The organism is Pleurocapsa sp. PCC 7319, from assembly GCF_000332195.1.
GTDB lineage: Bacteria > Cyanobacteriota > Cyanobacteriia > Cyanobacteriales > Xenococcaceae > Waterburya.
Genome location: NZ_KB235922.1, coordinates 5,284,650 through 5,306,627, shown reverse-complemented (window position 1 = coordinate 5,306,627; position 21,978 = coordinate 5,284,650). Strand labels below are relative to the sequence as shown.

The following is a 21,978-nucleotide window of genomic DNA, read 5'->3' as shown; positions in this document are numbered from 1 at the left end:
GAATTAGAGACCAGCGCCAACTCCAAAGATGAAACGGGCTCCATCTCCAGCACCGGCAATATCTCTAGCACCGAGGTTAATAGTCATGGGTATGGTGCGAAAAGGAGAAACAGATACACCCATAGCTAGATCTTGACCTGTCCACTCGGTAATAAAACTTACTGGGCGAGCTACTCGAAAAGCTAAACTGCCGTAGACGTTAAAATCATTGTTGTCATCTCTGATCGCATCTTCAGTGCGAAATTGCCCGTTACCAACCCCAACAGTTGCTCCCACTCGACTGAAAGCAGAATTAATATTTTCTCTGGTTTTAAAAATCTTGGTAGTCGCAAAATACAGCGAATCATCGAGGTCATTATCATCACCAATGGTCAAGAAACTATTCCAGCCAGCAGCAACCCCCCATCCTTCAGCAACTTTGCGGTGTAATTTTAGGTTAAATCCCCCCGAGCCAAAATCGCGACCATTTTGACCAAAACTTGCAAGAGTATAGCTTAGTTCAGCACCAACAGACTTTTTGGCATTTCCTAAACCTAAGCCAAATCCCCAAGTAGCATCGCCATCGTTTTCATCGTCAAGTCCTCCTCGAGTATCTGCTTGGTAGCTTAAACCACTATAAAATCCACGATCTGCACCAAACCCATAGGGATTAGCAATAGTCAAAGAAGGTACCCCCCGACTGGGTGTAAAGTTACCCTGACGAATATCCTGTAGTTGAAATTTTACATCTTCGACTTCATCACGATTAGAATTACTCCAGGAATTATCAGCAGTAATCTTTGAATTATTAGCAATAATCTTTGACTCAGCACCACATATACTACAAACTTTAGCTTCAGAAAAACCTGTTTGTTGTTGTGATTTGATGTCTGGTTTTGCCAGAGCTTTTAAATTTGATAATGGTAGTAAAAAAAACGCAGTTGTACAAGCAAAAATTAGTATACGCATAAATTCATAACATCAAAAATAATTGTGTTTGCAATTTAAGATAATTTAATTACATAGATATTAATAACTATTTCAATCTTAAAGCTGTAAGTAACTAAATAGATTTAATTTAATCTATATCCAACCATTACTTGAGTTTCAATTTAATTATCAATGCTTATGTAATTTGTAGTTTTCAAATAATAGACATTCTCTAGCAGTTATACTCTACATTTTTATAAAGCTCAACACATACTATAAAAATAGTTATAATTGCTTAATATCTTAGTTGTTTGTACTGTAACAACAATTACATTGATAAAAGTAATGGTTATATCTACTGAAGACATAATAGAATTATTATTGATATTATGTTTTTCTTTTAGTAATTGTTTTAAAGCATTATTCTTGATAGTGAATAAATTTTGTATCAAAAAATATCGAAATATAGTAGCAACGAATATATTGTTAATTAATTTTATTTATCTGCGTATCTAATAATTTTACTTCATTGAATATTTTAATAAGTATATTCAAGAAGTTTAATGAAGGATAAAATTGAATTATATTACTTTTTTGTATTTTTTATTTCGTTACATTTAAGAAAAATATAATTTTTTCGATAAATTTTAATTCGGTGTAACTCTCTAACTTCATTAATGTACTAATGCACAGCAAGCAAATTAGTATCAATGACCATTCATGGCTATTTCTAGGTTTGATTGGGATTAGTATTTTATATCTCAACTTAATTTGGAGAACTACGAAAGACGTCGATCAACTTACGATTAGCTGTTTATTTTGGATAGCCATTTTATGGCTCCTCTGGAGAAAAAGAGATGGCTTAAAATATCGTAGCGATGCAGTTTCTAGTTTTGTCGGCTTACTTTTGCTAGGAGGAATTTTAGCTAAAACTTTTACACTTTTTTGGTTTGAGTCTGTTTTGATCCCATTACTACCCATCAGTGCAGCGATCGCTTTTACTTTAATTGCTTCGGGATTTACTGGGATAAGTCAATATTTGCGAGAACTGTTTTTTGCCTGGTTTTTATTTTTTCCTACTGGGGTAATAGGACGTTTTCTAGATGGGATAGTTCACATTACTATTCTCAATGCCAAATTTGCTACCTATTTTCTTTACTATTTAGGATTTGATGTCATCAGCAGAGGTAATCAAGTTCTATTATCGTTACCTAACCTGGGAGAATTCATGGCGATCGTCGATTATCCTTGCGCTGGTGTACCGATGATTCTTTTGATGCTTAAGTTAGCATTACTGTTAATAAGTTTTGTCCCTGTGCCTAGAAATCAACGATTATTAATTCCCCTATTTTCTGTTGTCTTAGGTTTTTTCTTAGGGGTAATTAGAGTTTGCATATTGACTTTGTTAATTCCAAATCAGGCTCAGTTTGATTACTGGCATGGCTCACAGGGGTCACAAATTTTTTCGACTTTGGCAATTACAATTTTTTCTGGTTATTGTTACTGGATCTTGGAACGGAAGTCAGTAATCAGTAATCAGTAATCAGTAATCAGTAATCAGTAATCAGTAATCAGTAATCAGTAATCAGTAATCAGTAATCAGTGTCTCTCTTTTACGAAGAATATGATTGATCAAATGCATTGGCGGAGTTGTGTTTTGGCGATCGCCAGCGTTGGTACTAATCTGGCTGTTGTTTACGGGATGATAGCTCCTACTGTCGGTAATCGTCCTGTTGCTGATTTTGAGTTTCCCGGGCACTTGAGTTTGAATTCTACCCAGGCAATGGCAGTTAAATCAAGACAAGTAAGTCGAAAAACTGATAATCAAGAGCAGGAAATAATCAAAGCACATCAAAAATATCAATATATCCAAGATAATCAAAAAATTAGTTTAGATATAAGCTACTTAGTAGGGACAAGAGGAGATGTGAATACATACTTGCAACAATATACTGATATTGAACCAAAAACTATTCAAGCTAAAAAAGTAAAACACATTGAAGGAGTTGGTTATCATGCATTGTTTACTACTAGCGATCGCCAAGCTCAATCAAAGAATAAGCGTGCTTATTTAAGTAGTTGTATTAGTCCCAGAAGCCCTAGCAATGTAACTCAAGAACAATTTTCTCAATTTCGCTATCAAAATGATTTACAATTGCAAGTCGGTTTAGATTGGTTACAAGGCAAAGCTAGTATTCGCGATCGCCGTTGTCTTTGGGTGCTTCTTTCGACACCGATTATGCAGTCAGATCCTAAAACTGCTTATCAAGTTCTAGAAAATGCTTGGCAGGATTTATATCGATGGTGGCTACCTAATTTTCCTGCGTTAACAAACTGAATGCTAGTTTGACTAATTCTAGTTTTAATGGACAATTGATTAATTAAGTTTACGATCTCTTCTCTTTTTTCAAGAATAAATCAAAACAAAAATTTTCATTTTTAACAATCCTCTTGTTTCAAGGACAGGTAATTATCCATTGTTAATTGTTAATTATTTGATAAAATTGTGCTGATTTATAACCAATAATTTTAGCAATGATACTATTGGGGAAAGATGTGACTTTTTGATTATAAATTTGTACTGTCTGATTATATCTTCTTCGTTCTGTAGCTAGACGATTTGCAGTACCTGTAATTTCATATTGTAGATTAATAAATGTTTGAGAAGACTGTAATTGATTATTAATGTTGGCATATTCTTGAAAGTCTTGAATAGCAGAGTTAACTGCTTGAATTGCTATTATCCTGTCAGAATTATTGTTGGCTTGCAGATATTCTTGCCGAGATTGAGTTAGTTGTTGAATTAGTTGCTGCTCGCGTTGAGCTTGAGCTTGAGTTAAATTAATTAATTGAGGAACCAAATCTACTTTACGTTGTAGCTGATTTTCTACTTGTGCCCAGGCGGCATTTACTTGTTGTAATTGTTGATTCAAAGAATTATAAACTAGAACTCCCCAAAGTGAGATTGTCACTCCTATTCCTAATGAAATTTGTAATGTTTGCTGTCGCTTTTGTTTTGCTTGTTGCTGCTTAGTTCTAATTTGCTTGAGGGCTTTTTGAATTAATTCAGGTGGAATAGAAACTTCTTTTCCTGCCTCTTGTAATTCTTCAAGAGAATATCCTCCTGAAGACTCAGCTGCATATAAGTGAGAAGCTAAATCTAAGACTTCTGCGGCGATCTCTTCAGGAATTTGTTCATGGTTATTTTGCATATTTCTAAATATCAAATATAGCGTTTCTCATTTTCATGAGGGAAGGAAAACCTTGGTTTTTGTTAATTGTTAATTGCTGATCGTTGATTGGGTATATCTGACTAATTTGAGCATTACTAGCTACGATCACACTATTAATCATCAAAACAATGCTAATAATTAAATGTATTTTTTTATAAATTTATTGTCATCTCTATTTTTTGATTATATGCAATCCCAATGTCATCAGTAATTCAAACTAAAAATAAAATTATTTTTGTCATAACTCTGTGCTTATCATTAGTTTTATTTCCGTTAGTTAGTTATGGGATAAGTGTTACCCAGGTTCCCAATCCCAAAGTTGTAAATAATACTTGGGTGACTGATATGGCAAATATTTTGAGCGATCGCACGGAAATTCAAATTAACCAGATGATCGATGGCTTGGAACAAAAAAATGGCACAGAAATTGCTGTGGTAACTGTACCTGAGACTCAACCTGCTGCTTCTCCCAAAGAATTTACTACAGAACTTTTTAATAGCTGGGGAATTGGTAAAGCGGGACAAGATAATGGCGTATTGTTCTTAGTTTCTGTTGGCGATCGCAGAGTAGAAATAGAAACGGGATATGGAGTAGAGGGAATTTTACCCGATGCTAAAGTAGGTAATATTATTCAAACTGAAATTACTCCTCGCTTCAAACAACAAGATTTTGATGGTGGTGTCTTAAATGGCACGAATGCCCTAGTCAAAGTTTTGTCAGGAGAAGATTTTGCTTCAATTCCAATAACCAGCAGCAATACTTTTAATCAAATTGCCGTACCATATAACCTAAATTATGTATTTTTGATTTTAGGCATTATTGGCAGTTCATATTGTTATAAATGTGTTCTAAAAAAAGTATCCCCAGTTTATCTAGAACCAATTGGTTATTCTCGCAATAAATATTTTACTGAACCACCCAAAGAATGGTTGATTTATAATTTTGTTTATGTAGGATGTACTTTGGGAATTATTTTGGTGATTGCACCTATTCTTGCCAGTATATCTAGAGAATTGCTAGTAGCAGCTTTAGTCGGATTACATATCTACTGGATCAAGAAAATTATCCAAAATCCTCCATCTATTGAGAATATAGTCTCAGTGATAATGTCGCCTATTTTACTTATTGCAGCTTCTTTGCTAACTTATATAGGAGGTTTTATAGGTTTCGTAATAACTATAGTCTTATCATCTGTTTATCTTCAATTTGAGCACAAAAAAGTTACTTTCTTTACTCTATTAGGTATTGTTATTAACTATATTTTGATAATGTTACCAGTGGGAATTATTCTTAGTTCGCTCAATAATCCAGGACATATACCAGTTATTCTTTTGGGTTTAATCGGCAGTATTCCCCTTACCTATTTAGTTTGGGAATATCTAAAGCAGGAATTTAATATTGATGGTAAGTCAAGAGTTTATTGCGCTACTTGCCAAGGATCTCTGAAGCAGATCGATATTCCGTTGCTACGAAAATATCTTAAACCGAAAGAAATAGTAGCTGCAAAAATAGGTAGTGTCAATTTTCAAGGCTGGAGATGTGATGAATGCAATAGTCAAAATGAATCGGCAATTCATATTTGTGCAGATGCTGTTGGGAGTAGTAAATTTTCGGAGTGTCCTACTTGTCAAGAATTAACTGTCATTCGCAAAACAGAAATTTTAAAGCAAGCAACTACCAGAAAAAGTGGTATGCGTTTACATAAATATGATTGCCAATGTTGCGATTACACTCATGAAAAAGAGGAGATCATTCCTCGCAAATCTTCTAGTTCTAGTAGTGTAAGTAGTAGCAATTACTCTGGTGGCTACAGCAGTGGTGGTAGTAGTGGTAGTAGTGGTAGTAGTAGTGGAGGAGGGAGTTTTGGTGGCGGTGACAGCGGTGGCGGTGGTGCTGGCGGTAGTTGGTAATCACTAAAGGTAAGTAGCATTAACCTAGAAAAGCAACAAGCTGAAACTAAATATAGGATTGGGGAGATTATACTAGATTGGTTTAAATTTAATCGAAACCATTTAAGTAAGTTTATGACCATCCTTCAAGATCAAGAAAGACAAGTATTTTCTTCTGGTATTCTGCGTTTAGTGGGCTACGGCTTATTAGGAATGGCAATGGTTGATATTTTATTTTTAATAATTCCGCCACAATTGATGAATCCTCTCTGGGAATTTCAAACTATGGGTGCGATTGTGGAGAGAATCCCTGTTACTTTATTGGGAACGGTTTTAGTATATTACGGAGAACGAAGCGATCGCGCTCCCATTGAAGCCATACTACTAAAGTGTATATCTTGGCTAACTTTGGTAGCTGCCATACTAATGTTATTAATGATTCCATTGAATATCAGCAACAGTTTTCGCATTTATCATCAACAGAATGCTACTGCCAATGCTCAATTTGTCAGCCAGAACGATACAATTCAGCAATTTAAGGAGCAATTAAAAGCGGCTAATTCTAAGGATGAGATTGAAGTAGTTTTACAACAGCAAGCTAAACAGCAAGTTAGTATTCCCGATTCAGTGAATACTCAGAAGCTTAAAACAGATATTCTGGCTACTGTACAAAATAATCAAGATAATATCACCAGTCAAGCACAGACCTTCAGAGTTCAAAAACGTTCGTTGCTGTTAAAAAAATGTCTTAAGTGGAATCTGGGTGCGTTGATCGCATCTATCTTATTTTTTTTGATCTGGAAAAGTACTGGCTGGGCAAGAGTTAAGCTCTATTTGAATGAAGATTAATATTTACTCAACTAATCGCTTAATTCAGATTCTCGATCATTACATGCTTGCCATTGTTCATGGGCTTCTCGGAGTAGGGCGATCGCCTCATCACAACTATCTACACAGTGAGGAATGCTGATATCTGCGGGGTCTGCCATTGGTGGCTCAACGTCGATCGTATACTGTTGTGCCCAGTTAGTTAACTCACTCCACATAGTACCAACCATGATGAATGGAGTATTTTGTAGCTTACGGACTTGTAATAATTGCCAAATCATCAACGCTTCTAAAGCAGTACCAATACCTCCTGGTAAAACTACAAAAGCATCAGAAGATAGAACAAAGTGATGTAGTCGGGAAAAGAAAGTTCTGTGGAGATATGCTTGTTCCACAAAAGGATTTGTATCTTGCTCAAATCCGAGATCGACACGGATGCCAATAGATTGCGTGCGATCTTCGGGATCGGCACTGACACTACCTTCGTTAGCAGCTTGCATTAATCCAGGTCCGCCTCCAGTAACGATATCACAACCCATCTTGGTCAGTTCACTAGCTAGATGACGAACTCCACTATAAATAGGTGTATTCGGATGAATTCTTGCCGAACCAAATAGAGTAACGCGATAACGTTCTCGTCTTGGTGGCTGAATAGAAGACAATTTATTAACCGTGTCCCAAAGGTTAAGAATTGTATCGTGAACTACTTCAAAGGCAGCTTCTGAGTCAGCGATACTAACGGCATCAGGATCTTGAGGTAGATTGCAATGGAGGGGAAGCGATCGCTTTTTCTTACTCATGATGTAAATTGCTAATTAGAAGCCAATTGTAGCTGAATTTTGATGTTATTGAATGCACAACTGCGTGATACTTGAAATATCTACATCAATTGACACGTTGCTATAAATTGGTAAAAGCACTGAAGCCTTTGACAAGAAAAAAAATTAAGATTGATGGGCAACGTACCCGAATTCTTTCTATCAGTATTTTTCCATTTAACTTTAACTAAGGTTCTGTAAGTCTCGTTTTTATGTGGTGATATTTACAGATCGAAATAAGATATGAGCAATGAAATAGCTAGATCGGAAACAATCGACCTAAGTGCTTTAACTACTCAAGAAACAGGTTTTTCTTTAGCAGATCTTAAACAGGTAGTATATCGCCGCTGGAAACCTGCATTGGCAGTGGGAATAACTGCCTTTACAGGGATTTTTCTGCTTACCGCCCTTAAAACTCCTGAATACCGCTCGGAAAGTATGATTCTGCTGGAAAATCCGCAAAATCAGCAATCTACATCTATTGCTCCTTCCCAAACAACTGCTAGTCAATATTACTCGATTAAAGATTTATCTACGGAAATATTTGTCCTCCGAAGTAACTCAATGGTTCGGAAGGCATTAGGAAAGTTAAAAGACCGTTATCCAAAACTGACGGTGAATGAATTGATAAAAAAGCTCTCAATTCATCAAGCAATAGTCAACAAAATACCCACTGATGTCTTAGCTATATCTTACACTGATACCGATCCAGCTAGAGCGAAAACAATTTTAGAAGCTCTTGGCGATACTTACGTTGAATACAGCCTAGAAAGACAAAGACTACAGGCTGCCAACGCGATCGAGTTTATTGATAGTCAACTACCTGATGCTCAACAAGAGTTAGAAAAAGCTGCGAAGGAAATTCGCCAGTTTAGGCAGGTACATCGATTAGTAGATCCTGAAACATCAGCAGTGGTAGCAGGAGAAAATCAACATAACATTGACCAACAAATAGAACAAACTAAAATTGCGATCGCCCAAAATAAAAAGCAAACTCAAGAATTAAAACGCCAATTAGAAGAATTGGGGCAAGACTCAGACACCATGGTGGCATCCTCAGTTTTGGGTCAAGATGGCGTTTATCAAAACTTAGCTAATCAATTAAAGGATGTCGAAACTCAATATAACTTGGGAAAAGTAGATTTTCATGACGACTACCATGTCATCAGCAATCTTAAAGAGAAGCGAAAAGAATTAAAAAAACTACTTCAAGAAAGAGCCGAACAGGTATTAGGCAAATCAGTTTCACCCCAGATATTAGAGCGGATTGTTTTATCTCCCAGCTATACAGATGTTCAAGCACCAGTAGCCGACAATGCAACAGCTTCTAGTGACAATCCAGGCGAAAATAATTCTAATGAAGATAAAGCATCAGGGACTAAAGTATCTTCTGAAGGTTCTACCTTAGAAATTTTTGCCAACCGACAGTTAGAGCTACAAAATCAAGCCGCTACCCTGCAAAGTCAATTAGCAAGTCTGCGTCAAACCAAAGTAGATGCTGACGGTCAATTTCTCAATATTCCTGGATTACAGCAAACCTTCACCGAATTAAAACGTCAACTAGAACTTAAATCTAAAGCCTACAATTATCTGCTGGAAAGGCGACAAGAGCTAGCCATTTCAGAAGCCGAAGAAATTGCACCATGGCGTATACTCAATGAACCCTCTTTACCCAGTAAACCCGTTTCGCCCAATATCAAACAAGGCTTGGTGCAAGCTTTAGTAGCTAGCGTTTTTTTAAGTATTGCCACCGCCTTCATGCTTCAGAAACTTGACCAAAGCGTCAAACAGGTTGACGAAATCAAACAAATTACTAAATTACCTTTATTGGGAGTGATTCCTAAAGTTGCTGAACCAAGAATTGATGCCAATATTCATGTCACTCGCAAATCATATTCATACTATTCATCATTTACTGAAGGATTACGCTCATTAGCAATGAATTTGCGTTATCTAATGACAGACGATGGTCAGCTCAAAACTTTGGCTGTAACTTCTTCAACTTCTGCCGAGGGGAAATCAACTATTTCATACAATCTCAGTATTGTTTTAGCAGAGTTAGACCTGCGGGTATTAATTGTTGATGCGGATCTGCGAAAACCTAAACTACATAAGTTAGCCAGAATCCCTAACGAAAGTGGATTAATGCAAGCTATTACTAAAGATCAACCCTGGACTAATTATATTCAGTCTGGTTCAATCAAGAATTTACATTTAATCACGGCTGGTGCAACTTCTCCTAACCCGATCGCTTTATTAAACTCAGACAAGATGAAGCAATTAATTCAAGCATGGGAAGCAGCGTACGATTACGTGATTATTGACACGCCTCCAATTGGAGTCATTGCGGATGCAAAGAGTTTAGCTAAAGAAGTTGATTCGATCTTGTTTGTTGCTGGTATTGAAAAAGCTAGTCGCAAAGCAATTAGCAACTCTGTAGATGTACTACGTCATAGTCGTTGTCATATCGCAGGTGTAGTTGCGAATATGGTCGATCCTGAGTTTGATTATTACGCTCATTCTTATCATGACTCTTACTATAATCAGCCCCAACGTGATAATAGCGATTTAGACGCTCAAGATAGTAGCTCAAAAGGCAAAATTAAAGGGGTATTACAACAATTTCGTCGGCGTTAATAACCAGAGTTCGGAGTTCGGAGTTCGGAATTCGGAATTCGGAATTCGGAGTTATAGGTTAGTTCGGAGTTTGGACTACTCGCTATTTCCTTCCGAAATGTTAGGCAAGCGCGAATTGATATTTTGTAAAACTAATCAGTAATCAGTAATCAGTAATCAGTAATTATTATTATGGTTAACCATTCCCCAGAATTAATTATTGAAGCTGGTCGTAGTGAACGCCAGTATTGGCGAGATTTGTGGCGTTATCGAGAGTTGTTTTATTTTCTGGCTTGGCGAGATATCTTAGTTCGATATAAGCAAACTATTATTGGTATTGCCTGGGCGTTAATTCGACCTTTTTTGACGATGGTTGTCTTTACAGTGGTTTTTGGTAAACTAGCCAATTTACCATCTGAAGATGCTCCCTATCCGATTTTGGTATTTGCAGCAATGCTTCCCTGGCAATTCTTCGCTAATTCTCTTAGTGAATGCAGTAATAGTCTGATCGGAAATGCCAATTTGATTTCTAAAGTCTATTTCCCGCGATTAATTATTCCCACTAGTGCAGTGGTAGTAAGCTTTGTCGACTTTATGATTTCTGGGATGATTTTATTGGGGTTAATGGCTTGGTATGACTTTGTTCCTAGTTGGCGTATTGTAACCTTGCCATTATTTATAGTGATCGCCTTTGCCGCTTCGATGGGTGCTGGCTTGTGGCTGGCATCTCTCAATGTCCAATATCGTGATTTTCGCTATATTGTGCCGTTTATAGTGCAATTTGGGTTATATATTTCTCCTGTCGGTTTCAGTAGCAGTATTGTCCCATCTCAATGGCGATCGCTCTACTCTCTTAATCCGATGGTGGGAGTAATTGATGGTTTTCGTTGGGCTATTATTGGTGGTGAATCTAATTTGTATGTGCCAGGATTTTTGCTTTCCCTCGGATTGGTAATGGCATTTTTATTAAGTGGTATTTGGTATTTTAGGAGGATGGAACGTACTTTTGCCGATGTAATTTAAAAGATAAAAAGAGTTAGTTTTAAAGGGGTATTTCTTATTTGATCAGTCACAGATGAAATCCACTGTAGAATCAACATCCAAATTTCAGATTAAACTAGAGCAAAGACGGCAACAAGCCTTGCTTGCAGCTAATAAATGTATGCAGATTTTGCGACATAATTTTGGTGCAACAGAAGTTTTTTTATGTGGTTCTTTAGCTGGAGAAAGTCCCTGGCATTGGCACTCAGATATAGACATTGCGGTTAGGGGCATGACTCAAGAGTCTATTTGGAATGCTTATTCAGCATTAGAAGACAGCGTACCCAATTGGTTGCAAGTAGATTTAATTCCTTTGGAATTTGCACCGACCCATCTAGTTGACCGTATTCTGCATAAAATACCTATGTCCGAGAACAAATACCTGGCATTAAAGTCTCACATCGAAGATGAATTGAAATCTATTAAGGGTACGATTCAAACGTTAATCGATCTATTGAAGCAAAAAGATACCATTCCCGAAGTGGCATTGATTCCTGCTCTGGCTAGCTATATTGCCGACTTTTATTCAGGATGTGAACGAATTAGCGAAAGAGTTGCTGTTTATTTAGATGGTGGATTGCCAACAAGTAAAGATTGGCATCAAGAATTATTAAAACAAGTCGCCGAGCCAGGAGGATATGAGCGTCCACCATTATGGAGTGGTTCATTGTTATTAGAACTCGATGAATATCGTAAGTTTCGACATTTAGAGCGTCATATCTACAAAATTCGCTTAAAACCAGATAGAGTAATTGCTTTAGCCGAAAATGTCGAAAAAGTTTTTAATAAAATTCAATCTACAATTACAGAATTTTATCAGTGGCTAGAGCAACAAGCTGAAGAACAAGAATTAAACTAGCTAATCATGTCAGAGGCAGTAATTAAGGTCGAAAATCTGGGAAAGAAATACACTATCGGCAAGCAAAAGCAGGAGAAGTATACTGCGCTGCGGGATGTGATTGCTGATGGAGCAAAATCAATCATCCACAGAATTACTAACTCATCATCTCAGGCTAGTAGTAATCGAGAAGAATTTTGGGCTTTAAAAGATGTTTCTTTTGAAATTAATCAAGGCGATCGCGTAGGAATTATTGGACGTAATGGCGCAGGTAAATCTACTCTTTTAAAAGTTCTCAGTCGGATTACTGAACCTACCACAGGCAGAATTAAACTGCGGGGGAGAGTTGCCAGTTTGTTAGAAGTGGGAACAGGGTTTCATCCTGAATTAACTGGTAGAGAAAATATTTTTCTTAACGGTGCTATCTTGGGCATGACCAAAGTGGAAATCAAAAAAAAGTTTGATGAGATTGTTGATTTTGCTGAAGTCGAAAAGCATTTAGATACTCCAGTCAAACGATATTCTTCGGGGATGTATGTACGCTTGGCTTTTGCTGTAGCAGCTCACTTGGAACCAGAAATCTTAATTGTAGATGAGGTATTAGCAGTAGGTGATGCAGCATTTCAAAAAAAATGTTTAGGTAAAATGGAATCTGCGGGTCAAGAAGGACGAACTATATTATTTGTTAGTCATAATATGAGCATGGTGCAGAATCTTTGTACCAGGGGAATTTTATTACAGCAAGGCAAAATTTCAACTGATTCTTCTATCGAAAATGCTGTTAATTGTTATCTCAAAACTATTGAACAATCTTACAGTGAAAATTTACTAGATCGCCAGGAAAGAATAGGTAAAGGACAGTCACAAGTAGCCAAAGTAAAGATATTAAGTGATAGTGGAGAAACTTCCACTTTAGTCACGGGAAAATTCGCACAATTTTTATTTGAAATTACTAATCTTTTACCTCGATTATCTTGTATGTTTACTATCTACGATCAATTAGGAACGGCGATCATAAATTTTAATAGTGAACAATGTAGTTCCCATGATTTAACCAATCCAGAAATAGGAGCAAAATTTATTTGTGAGATCGAACAACTTCCTTTATTACCAGGTCAATATCGGCTCAATGTTTTAATCAAGGGTGATGGAATAATACAAGATCATCTTGAAGGAGCAGCTTGGTTTGATGTAGAACCTGGAGCAATGCAAGATAGACCAATCAAGATTAAAGATAACGGAATTAAAATCTGTGTTCCACATATATGGACAGTGCCAGTTTAAGTAATCAGTAATCAGTAATCAGCAACAGATAACTAAAAGGATGAATGAAGATTGCTATTTTTGGCTATTATAATTTCTTTAATGCAGGAGACGATCGCATACAGCACTGCTTAAAAAGAATTTTTTCAGGACATATCTTGGTCTTCTTTCCACATTTTTTGCCGCCTCCTAACTTGAAATATTTGAATACTTTTGATTGGATAATTATTGGTGGTGGCGGACTGGTTAGGGAACGTGTTGGTATTTGGGTTAATATGTCCCGTTGGTTGAAAGGCTTAAGAGCTAATGTGGGAGTAATTGGCTTAGGAGTAAATAGTATTACTCCAGAATTGTCACGAGAATTATCTACCTTATTAGATTATGCTCAGTTCTTTTTTGTCAGGGATAGCAAAAGTAAACAGCTCTTAAATAATGACTCTAGAGTTGAAGTTTATCCCGATCTAACTTGGTGTTTTCCTCTGGCGAAAACCACAGATACTTTTAATAACACTATTGCAATTAATTTAACCCCATGTCACGAACAGAAATTTGAACCAGATAAATGGCTAGAAAGGTGTTCTCATCAAAATTTGATTCCTTTTCCACTATATTTTACGAAGAATCGCGACTACTGGTTACTGCAAAAGTATTTTGGCGATCGCCCTGATGCCATAGCTTCACACCCCGTACCGGAAGAATTTGATTTACAACCGCTAAGAACTAGCAAAATGTTAATTGCTTGTCGCTTTCACGCGATCGTATTTGCCATGCAACTTGGGAAACCATTTATTGCGATTAATTATGATGATAAGGTCAAAAGATTATTAACAGAAAGTAATTTAGCTCATTTGTGTTTAGAGCCAAATGAATATCATTTATTACCTGAAAAGATTAACTTTGTAGAATCTCATCGTCATGAAATCGAACGTACAATAAATATCTATGCTACCCAGCAAACTTATCAGGCTAAAATCATACTGGATAAATTAAATCAAAATATCGCCAATACTCCTCTGGTTGAACATCCTCGCGCAGCATTTAAACGAAAAATAAAAGAACTGTTAAAAATTAACTAACTATTAATTATTAGCAAAATATTAGATGAATGAAGCTCCGCTAAAAGTTCTAATGATGCCTGATTATCGCTCAGATAATCCCTATCAGTCATTATTAGCTGATGGATTGCGATCGCAAGGAGCTGAAGTAGTTTTTCCCAGAGGATATCGGCGAGTATTACCGTTCTACCGTGCTGTCCAGGATAATTCTGCTACTGTCTTACATTTACATTGGCTCACTCCTTATCTAAAGGGTGAAATGTGGTTGATGAGATTTTTCTATAGTTTAAAGATGCTCATCGATCTCTGGTTAACTCGCTTCAAGGGAGTCAAAATAATTTGGACAATTCATAATGATCTTGCTCACGATTGTCCTTTTCCCAAGTTGGAATTATGGCTGAGAAAAAAACTGCTCAAGGTAGCTGATGAAATTATCGTTCACAATCACGCAACTGTAGAACAGCTTCAGCTTTTAGATGTTACTGTAATTCCTCATGGACATTATCGAGATGTCTATCAATCTTCCATTCCTCAATCAATAGCGAGAAAACAACTAAATTTGCCTTTAGATGGTTATCTGTATCTCAATTTGGGAATGATAAGACCATACAAGGGAATTGAAAATTTACTGCAAGTTTGGCAAGCAAACCAAACTAAATTTCAAGCCCATAACCTTTTAATTGCCGGGAAATTTTTAGATAGTGCCTATGAAAAACATATTGGAGCATTAATCTCGAAAGCCGAACAGGTGATATTGCAAGCAAATTTTATTCCATCTGACCAAATGCATCTATATTTTAGTGCTGCAGATGTTGTGGTTCTTCCATTTACTAATATTTTGACCTCTGGAAGTCTGATTTTGGCTATGTCTTATGGCAAACCAGTTATTGCACCATCTCAAGGGGCAATTCAGGAGATTCTCCAAGAAGCTGATAGTCTACTTTACGATCCCAGCGATCGCCAAGGACTGGCAAAAGCTCTCAAAACTAGTACTCAAATTGATCTTCAAGAATTAAGTAAGCAAGTTAGACTTGCAAGCGATCGCCTGGACTGGGACAAAATTGCTCAGCAAACTGTCCAACTCTACCAAACCCGAAAGATTAATTACTGATTACTGATTACTGATTATTTTTTTCAAACCCACGTCTGCTCTACTCTCATTTCATCCCATGAATCCTTTAGTTAGTGTCCTTATTCCTTGTCACAACGCCGAAAGGTGGATCGAACAAGCCATTACCAGTGCGCTCAACCAGGCTTATGACAATACTGAAGTCATAGTAGTTGACGATGGCTCAACTGATAATAGTTTAGAGGTTATTAAAACTTTTGATGATTACATTTATTGGGAAACTAGTATCAATCGAGGAGGAAATCCTACACGCAATCGGTTATTAGAAATGAGTAATGGAGAGTGGTTGCAATACTTAGATTCGGATGATTATTTGCTTCCAAACAAGATTGCCCATCAAGTAAAGTTTTTGCAGCAAAATGTTGATGCTGATGTTGTCTTTAGCCCTATTATCCTGCAACATCATAACCGCATAGTCGAATCAATATTGAAAGAGCGAGAACCAAATTTGTTGGCTTTACCTAAAGTTCTTAATCTGGAATCAGCAGATGCGATCGCTCAGGAAATATTACCTATCCCCGAACCTCACGATCCCTGGATACTTTTGGCTCGATGGTATCTGCCCCAAACAGGAAGCCCCCTCTGGCGCAAGGAAGCAATTGTTGATGTGGGTGGTTGGAAGGAAGATCAACCCTGTTGTCAGGAGCATGAACTATATCTGCGTTTACTTCAAGGAGGTAGAAAATTTAGTTATTTTGGACAAGCGGGTTCAGTATATCGACAGTGGAGTGAATTTACCGTTTGTAAAACTAATAAGGCTGAAACTTATCACCGAAGATTAGAAATAATTGACCAAATAGAAGAATATCTTAGAACAACTCAGCAGTTATCTGAACCAAGACAAGATGCTATTAACCAAGCGCGATTTGAATGCGCCAGGATTATTTGGTTGACCGATAAACATTGGGCAAAAGCTATTATTAATCAAATTCGCCAGACAGAAATTAATTTTATTCCTTCAGGCAATTATGCACCGAGAATATATCGACTGCTTTACCAGGTTCTGGGCTTCAATCTTGCTGAAAATTTAGCTCAACTCAAACGTCAACTCATACTCAATTGATTACTTTGATCTAAATCTTTGATCTAAATAATGCACTTCCTACCCGTCTCTGCCATAGTTGCAACCAGAAACCGTAGTCATCCTCTTACCAGGATGCTTAACAGCATGGCAAAACAAACCTTGCAACCTCAAGAAATAATTATTGCAGATGGTTCAGATAATGATGCCACCGAGCAATTATGTAGTAGTGAAATTTCTAATTTGACATCAAAGGTTATTTATCATCCAGCAACCGCCATCGGTGCTGCAACTCAACGCAATCAAGCTCTGGCTTATGCTACCCAAAACCATATTTGGTTACTTGATGATGACATTATTTTAGAACCAGATTGCCTGGCAAAACTCTGGCAAGCCTTACAAAGTGACTCAAAATTGGGGGGAGTTAATGCCATGATTACTAATCAAAAATATTTACCTCCAGGCAAAATTACTAGTATTTTATTCCGTCTATTACACGGTCGTTGTGAAAATAGTTACGCGGGAAAATGTATTGGTCCAGGTTTGAACTTGTTACCGGAAGATAATCCCGAGCTACCTGAAGTCGTTACTGTAGAGTGGTTGAATAGTGGATGCACACTCTATCGACGCGAAGCATTACCAGAGCCATTATTTCCTCCCGTTTTTATAGGCTATTCCTTAATGGAAGATCTTTCTTTGTCATTGACTGTAGGTAAGAGATGGAAGCTTGCCAATGCCAGAACCGCAAGAATATTTCACGACAGTCAACCAGGTGAGGATAAAAATAACCCTGGGGTTTTAGCCAAAATGGATTTAGTCAATCGTCATTACGTGATGACGACAGTTTTAAATCGAGCGACACTACAAGATTATTTCAAGCTAACAATTTTGCAATTATTTGGTATTGCTACATCTTTAATCTCTTTGAGAGGTTGGTTAAATCTACCTGCAATACTCTGGGGAAAAATAATAGCGATCGCCGAGATTATCAATTCGGACTACGAGACATTAGAGCCTGGGGCGGCTAATAAGTAATAAGTAATGAAGGAAATGGGAACGCTTGTTGTTCAGTTTATTAGTTTGATAGAAGGACTTAAAAGTCGCTGGCGTAATATTTACTATCGTTTTTTGGGAGTGAAACTCAATGGTTATGTTTGGCTACGTCAGGTGGAGATTCCCCGTAATTACTCAGATATTGAGATTGAAGCAAACTGTGCTCTAGATCGAGGTGTCACTTTACTTTGTAGCGGCGAAGCCTTAACCCATCCCAAAATCTTGATTGGCGCAAATACCTATCTCAATCGCCATACTTTTATTGATGCCATTTTGTCAGTTACCCTGGGACACGATTGCGCTGTTGGTCCTAATTGCTATATCACCGATCACGATCATGGTTTAGATATTCAACTTCCTCCTTTACAGCAACCAATGATTGCCAACAAAACTAAAATTGGCGATCGCGTTTGGTTGGGGGCAAATGTGACTGTTCTCAAAGGCGTACATATTGGCGATGATGCAGTAATTGGTGCGGGAAGTGTAGTCACCAAAGATATTCCCGCAGGGGCGATCGCTGTTGGCGTTCCTGCCCAAGTTATTAAGTCTAAAGAATTACCCACAGTTACTTGCTAGCGATAATCATGAAGAATGATATAAAGCTCGAAAATTTAGTCTCCATTGGTATTACTACCCAAAATCGCTGGGAAGATCTACGAGTTGGGCTAACTAAAATTGTTGAGGCAGGTTTAGAATCTCTTACTATCTTGATTATCGATGATGGCTCAGAAATTCCCTGTCCTTTTGACCTGGAGGAACTTCCATTTCATAATCTTCAATTCCAAAAGTATTCCACTTCCGAAGGCTTGATTGTACGGCGCAACCAAATAGCTAAAGCAATCCCAACCAAATACTATCTCAGCTTTGATGATGATTCTTATCCAGTTTCAGGCTCTTTAAAAGCTGCGGTTAAATTTGCAGAGAATCGTGAAGATTTACTATGTCTGAGTTTTCCTATTTATAATCCAATACAAAAAAAATATGAAAACAGTTCTACCCAGCAACAACCCTACCAAGTTCGAGCCTTTGTAGGTTGTGGTCATTTATTACATTGCGATCGCTTTTTACAGTTAGGTGGTTATCGAGAAGAATTAATCCATCAAGGAGAAGAAATGGAAATAGCTGCTAGAGCTTTTCAACAAGGCTTACACTGCTATCATTTCCCTGACTTTTTAATTCACCATACGGCTTCTAATCGAGGTCGTAATTGGTGGCGGATGGATTATTATGGTTCCCGAAATAATGTTTTATGGAACGATTGGTATGTTCCCCAAAGATTAAAAGTACTTAAACAAATTAGGACATTGATATCACGACTATTTCTTTCTTTTAAAATCAAAAGATTAGGAGTAATTCAAGGAGAAATAGCGGGGTTAATTGATATATTTAAACTACAAAATTATCGTCAGACTATGACTTTATTCTTTTTTAAAGAATGGCAAAATCTCCCCTATAGCTAATAAATCTTTCTCTTCACAATTAAATTATCAATTGTTTCATTACTCATTACTCATTACTCATTACTCATTACTCATTACTCATTACTCATTACTCATTACTCATTACTCATTACTTATGAATAACTGGATTTGTTGTCAATTAGGAGCAAGAGAGCATTATGCTATTCCTAGAGCTTTACACAATCAAGGAAGACTTAAACATCTAATTACAGATGCTTGGGTGTATGATGATTATGCTCTAAATTTATTACCCAGGTTTTTATTAACCAATTTACGGGCAAGATATCATCCTGAATTAAACAATGCTTCTATCAAAACTTTTAATTATTCTTCAATTACTTGGGAGTTTTACCATGCTATTAACAGAAAGAATAGTTGGGATCAAATAATTGCTCGTAATACTTGGTGGCAAGAACAAGTTATTCAAGTATTATCTAAATTATCTAATAAAAATATTACTTTATTTGCCTATAGTTATGCCGCACTTGAGCTATTTAAATATGCCAAGTCTCAAGGATGGAAGACAGTTTTAGGTCAAATAGATCCAGGTATTATCGAAGAAAAACTAGTATCCAGAGAAATACGTAAATTTCCCTTTTATAAATCTAGTTTACACTTAGCACCTTTACAGTACTGGACGGATTGGCGACAAGAATGTGCTTTGGCTGACAAAATTGTTGTCAACTCCCCTTGGTCTAGCCAAGCACTACAAAAAACTGGTATTGCTAGCCATAAAATCAAAGTTATTCCCTTAGCTTATCAAGCACCTGTAACGGCACCAGATTTTTCCAGAACTTATCCTCAAAATTTCTCCGATCAACGTCCCTTAAAAGTTTTATTTCTGGGACAAATAATTGTGCGTAAAGGTATTCACGCTATCTTAGAGTCTATCAATTTGTTGTCTAATCAACCAATTGAATTTTGGTTTGTTGGTCAAGTTAAAATTGACGTACCGCGAACATTTAAAAAACATCCTCAAATTAAATGGCTGGGAGCAGTATCTCGGAGCAAAACTGACTACTATTACCAGCAAACAGATGTATTTTTATTCCCCACTCTTTCTGATGGTTTTGGCATAACTCAATTGGAAGCTCAAGCTTGGAAATTACCTTTAATAACTTCTCAATTTTGTGGAGCTGTAGTCAAAGATGGAATTAATGGGTTAATATTGCCAAATGTTAGTGGAGTGGAGATCGCTAAAGTCCTAAAATATTGTCTTTATCATCCTCAACAATTAGCCAAATTTTCTCAAGCATCACATCAAATATTATCTACATTTAATTTGTCCCAATTAGCTCATGAACTCCAGGTTCTAAATAATACTAAATTTCATGGTAAACCTCTAATTCACTACTAATAGATATTACTTATTACTTATTACTTCCTCAATGGTTCCCTCAAATATTGCCAGAGAAATACCTAAACTCGTAACTTCAAGGTGGTTAAAACAAGAATATCCTATCTATCCTCTACTAGGTTTAGTAAGTACTATTGTCGGCACATTGATTGCCATTTTTATTCTTCCTGAAGAAACTACAGCTCCTAGTGCTCTATTTCCCTGTGCTTTAGCAATGACTCTAGGGCTTGCGATCGCCCCTTTTGCTGCTGCTTGCCGCAGTCCCAGAACTTTATTACGTACTGAACATGTCTTAGTGCTTGCGCCTATTTACTGGCTCCTACTGGATTTACTACAACAAGCCTATTCCTTGGAATATTTCCCTAATAGCTTTGTCGCTGGCACATTTTTAAGCATCGGTTTATTTACTACAGGAGTGTGGCTAGCTGCATTAATGCGTCCGTTGCCGATGCCTACATCCTTAGCTAATGCTGCCGATCATCGGTTGAATCCTACTCTTATTTTTAGTCTTATTCTGGTCTTTTTTAGCATTGCCATAATTAAATTTGCCTATCCATGTGATTTCAACCCTATGTTGATGTTTTTTCACTTAGGGAGCGATCGCTGGTCAGCACCTTGGGCTAGGGAAACTTTAGGTGGCTGGAGTTCTTTTATTGACCACCTAGACTACTTTGGCTATTTATTACCAACGCTAACTACTTTGCTAATTGTCAGGAGTCGTCGTTTAGATTTTCGAGTTATCTTGGCAATTAGCTTGTCTGTCATTATGACTGCTTTTTTAGCTCAAGCAGGAGGTCGTCGGATCATTGGAGTGGTGTTAGGTGCAGCAATTATTTGTTGGGTATTAGAGCAGCAAAAACTCAAGCTCAAGCAAATTATTATTACTTTAGTTAGCGTGGCGATGGTTTTGGGCATCATGCAATGGATGCTGGAGGTCAGAAATGACGGATTTCAGGCACTCTTGCAAAAAGAGCATCCAGAATTTCAATACAAACATTTGCACATTGACGATAATTTCCTTCGTCTAGCTCAAACCATAGCTTTGGTGCCCAGATATTACCCCTACGTTTACGAAAAACAAATAATTTTTACCTTGGTCCGACCCATACCGCGAGTTTTTTGGCCCGACAAACCAGTCGATCCTGGTTTTGATTTACCTTCTGCTTTAGGTGTTGAAGGAATTTCTTATAGCTATACGGTAATTGGCGATTGGTATATCTGCGCGGGGTGGATTGGAATATTTTTTGGGGGAATAATTTACGGTGGATTCGCCAGGATGGTCGGTCAGTTATTGACCAAAAATACGGAAAATGCCAGTGCGATCGTCTATAGTCTCTGTACAATGGCTCTCTTTGCTGGATTTCGCTCCATGTTGGAATTAGTGCTGATGAGTTATGCAGTTTTAGCTTGGATGCTAATTTCTTGGCTAATGTTACCGAAGAGGAAGATTTTAAAAGGATGAGAAAG

19 protein-coding genes are annotated in these 21,978 nt (G+C 37.1%); 16 read left to right on the top strand and 3 right to left on the bottom strand.

Annotated features, from left to right (window positions below; all coding sequences use genetic code 11):
* Positions 1-3 precede the first annotated feature (3 nt).
* Positions 4-948, bottom strand: a complete 945-nt coding sequence (locus tag PLEUR7319_RS0128215) for a hypothetical protein (protein ID WP_019508587.1) — start codon at positions 946-948, stop codon at positions 4-6.
* A 646-nt stretch (positions 949-1,594) separates the two neighbouring features.
* Between PLEUR7319_RS0128215 and crtA the strand changes: the two genes are divergently transcribed.
* Both crtA and PLEUR7319_RS36980 read left to right on the top strand, forming a co-directional pair.
* Entirely contained in the window at positions 1,595-2,452 is an 858-nt protein-coding gene (crtA, locus tag PLEUR7319_RS0128210) for a cyanoexosortase A (protein WP_019508586.1), read from the top strand.
* 81 nt (positions 2,453-2,533) lie between these two features.
* Positions 2,534-3,247 carry a cyanoexosortase A system-associated protein gene (locus PLEUR7319_RS36980; RefSeq protein ID WP_019508585.1) on the top strand — a complete coding sequence of 238 codons (714 nt, stop codon included), beginning with the start codon at positions 2,534-2,536 and terminating at the stop codon, positions 3,245-3,247.
* Between the two features lie 142 nt (positions 3,248-3,389).
* On the opposite strand, the gene PLEUR7319_RS0128200 is transcribed toward PLEUR7319_RS36980, so the two are convergent.
* The gene (locus PLEUR7319_RS0128200) at positions 3,390-4,121 is read right to left on the bottom strand and encodes a LemA family protein (RefSeq protein ID WP_019508584.1); all 732 of its coding nucleotides are present in this window, start codon (positions 4,119-4,121) and stop codon (positions 3,390-3,392) included.
* Between the two features lie 219 nt (positions 4,122-4,340).
* Between PLEUR7319_RS0128200 and PLEUR7319_RS40285 the strand changes: the two genes are divergently transcribed.
* Both PLEUR7319_RS40285 and PLEUR7319_RS36965 read left to right on the top strand, forming a co-directional pair.
* Positions 4,341-6,053, top strand: coding sequence for a TPM domain-containing protein (locus PLEUR7319_RS40285; protein ID WP_019508582.1), 1,713 nt, complete (start codon positions 4,341-4,343; stop codon positions 6,051-6,053).
* A 114-nt stretch (positions 6,054-6,167) separates the two neighbouring features.
* Entirely contained in the window at positions 6,168-6,881 is a 714-nt protein-coding gene (locus tag PLEUR7319_RS36965; RefSeq protein ID WP_019508581.1) for an HpsJ family protein, read from the top strand.
* A gap of 11 nt (positions 6,882-6,892) precedes the next feature.
* Here the strand turns inward: PLEUR7319_RS36965 and PLEUR7319_RS0128180 are convergent, their stop codons facing one another.
* Entirely contained in the window at positions 6,893-7,660 is a 768-nt protein-coding gene (locus PLEUR7319_RS0128180; RefSeq protein WP_019508580.1) for an LOG family protein, read from the bottom strand.
* A gap of 261 nt (positions 7,661-7,921) precedes the next feature.
* On the opposite strand from PLEUR7319_RS0128180, the gene PLEUR7319_RS0128175 reads away from it, so the two are divergent.
* The 12 genes from PLEUR7319_RS0128175 (at position 7,922) to PLEUR7319_RS0128120 (ending at position 21,973) form a co-directional block, all read left to right on the top strand.
* On the top strand, positions 7,922-10,315 hold the full coding sequence (locus PLEUR7319_RS0128175) for a polysaccharide biosynthesis tyrosine autokinase (protein WP_019508579.1): 2,394 nt from the start codon (positions 7,922-7,924) through the stop codon (positions 10,313-10,315).
* A 171-nt stretch (positions 10,316-10,486) separates the two neighbouring features.
* The gene (locus PLEUR7319_RS0128170; protein WP_019508578.1) at positions 10,487-11,317 is read left to right on the top strand and encodes an ABC transporter permease; all 831 of its coding nucleotides are present in this window, start codon (positions 10,487-10,489) and stop codon (positions 11,315-11,317) included.
* Between the two features lie 52 nt (positions 11,318-11,369).
* The gene (locus PLEUR7319_RS0128165) at positions 11,370-12,194 is read left to right on the top strand and encodes a nucleotidyltransferase family protein (protein WP_019508577.1); all 825 of its coding nucleotides are present in this window, start codon (positions 11,370-11,372) and stop codon (positions 12,192-12,194) included.
* Between the two features lie 6 nt (positions 12,195-12,200).
* Complete coding sequence (locus PLEUR7319_RS0128160; protein ID WP_019508576.1) at positions 12,201-13,457, top strand: ABC transporter ATP-binding protein; 1,257 nt, start codon at positions 12,201-12,203, stop codon at positions 13,455-13,457.
* A gap of 44 nt (positions 13,458-13,501) precedes the next feature.
* A complete protein-coding gene (locus tag PLEUR7319_RS0128155; protein ID WP_019508575.1) occupies positions 13,502-14,512 on the top strand; it encodes a polysaccharide pyruvyl transferase family protein in 1,011 nt (336 codons plus the stop codon).
* A gap of 25 nt (positions 14,513-14,537) precedes the next feature.
* A complete protein-coding gene (locus tag PLEUR7319_RS0128150) occupies positions 14,538-15,602 on the top strand; it encodes a glycosyltransferase (RefSeq protein WP_019508574.1) in 1,065 nt (354 codons plus the stop codon).
* A 58-nt stretch (positions 15,603-15,660) separates the two neighbouring features.
* Positions 15,661-16,683 (top strand): glycosyltransferase, encoded by a 1,023-nt coding sequence (locus PLEUR7319_RS0128145; RefSeq protein WP_019508573.1) that lies wholly within the window; start codon positions 15,661-15,663, stop codon positions 16,681-16,683.
* 30 nt (positions 16,684-16,713) lie between these two features.
* Positions 16,714-17,676, top strand: coding sequence for a glycosyltransferase family 2 protein (locus tag PLEUR7319_RS0128140; RefSeq protein ID WP_036799183.1), 963 nt, complete (start codon positions 16,714-16,716; stop codon positions 17,674-17,676).
* A 15-nt stretch (positions 17,677-17,691) separates the two neighbouring features.
* On the top strand, positions 17,692-18,270 hold the full coding sequence (locus tag PLEUR7319_RS0128135) for an acyltransferase (protein ID WP_144054392.1): 579 nt from the start codon (positions 17,692-17,694) through the stop codon (positions 18,268-18,270).
* 8 nt (positions 18,271-18,278) lie between these two features.
* Entirely contained in the window at positions 18,279-19,154 is an 876-nt protein-coding gene (locus tag PLEUR7319_RS0128130) for a glycosyltransferase family 2 protein (RefSeq protein WP_019508570.1), read from the top strand.
* A 115-nt stretch (positions 19,155-19,269) separates the two neighbouring features.
* On the top strand, positions 19,270-20,511 hold the full coding sequence (locus PLEUR7319_RS0128125) for a glycosyltransferase family 4 protein (protein WP_019508569.1): 1,242 nt from the start codon (positions 19,270-19,272) through the stop codon (positions 20,509-20,511).
* Positions 20,512-20,542: 31 nt separating this feature from the next.
* On the top strand, positions 20,543-21,973 hold the full coding sequence (locus PLEUR7319_RS0128120; RefSeq protein ID WP_019508568.1) for an O-antigen polymerase: 1,431 nt from the start codon (positions 20,543-20,545) through the stop codon (positions 21,971-21,973).
* Positions 21,974-21,978 lie beyond the last annotated feature (5 nt).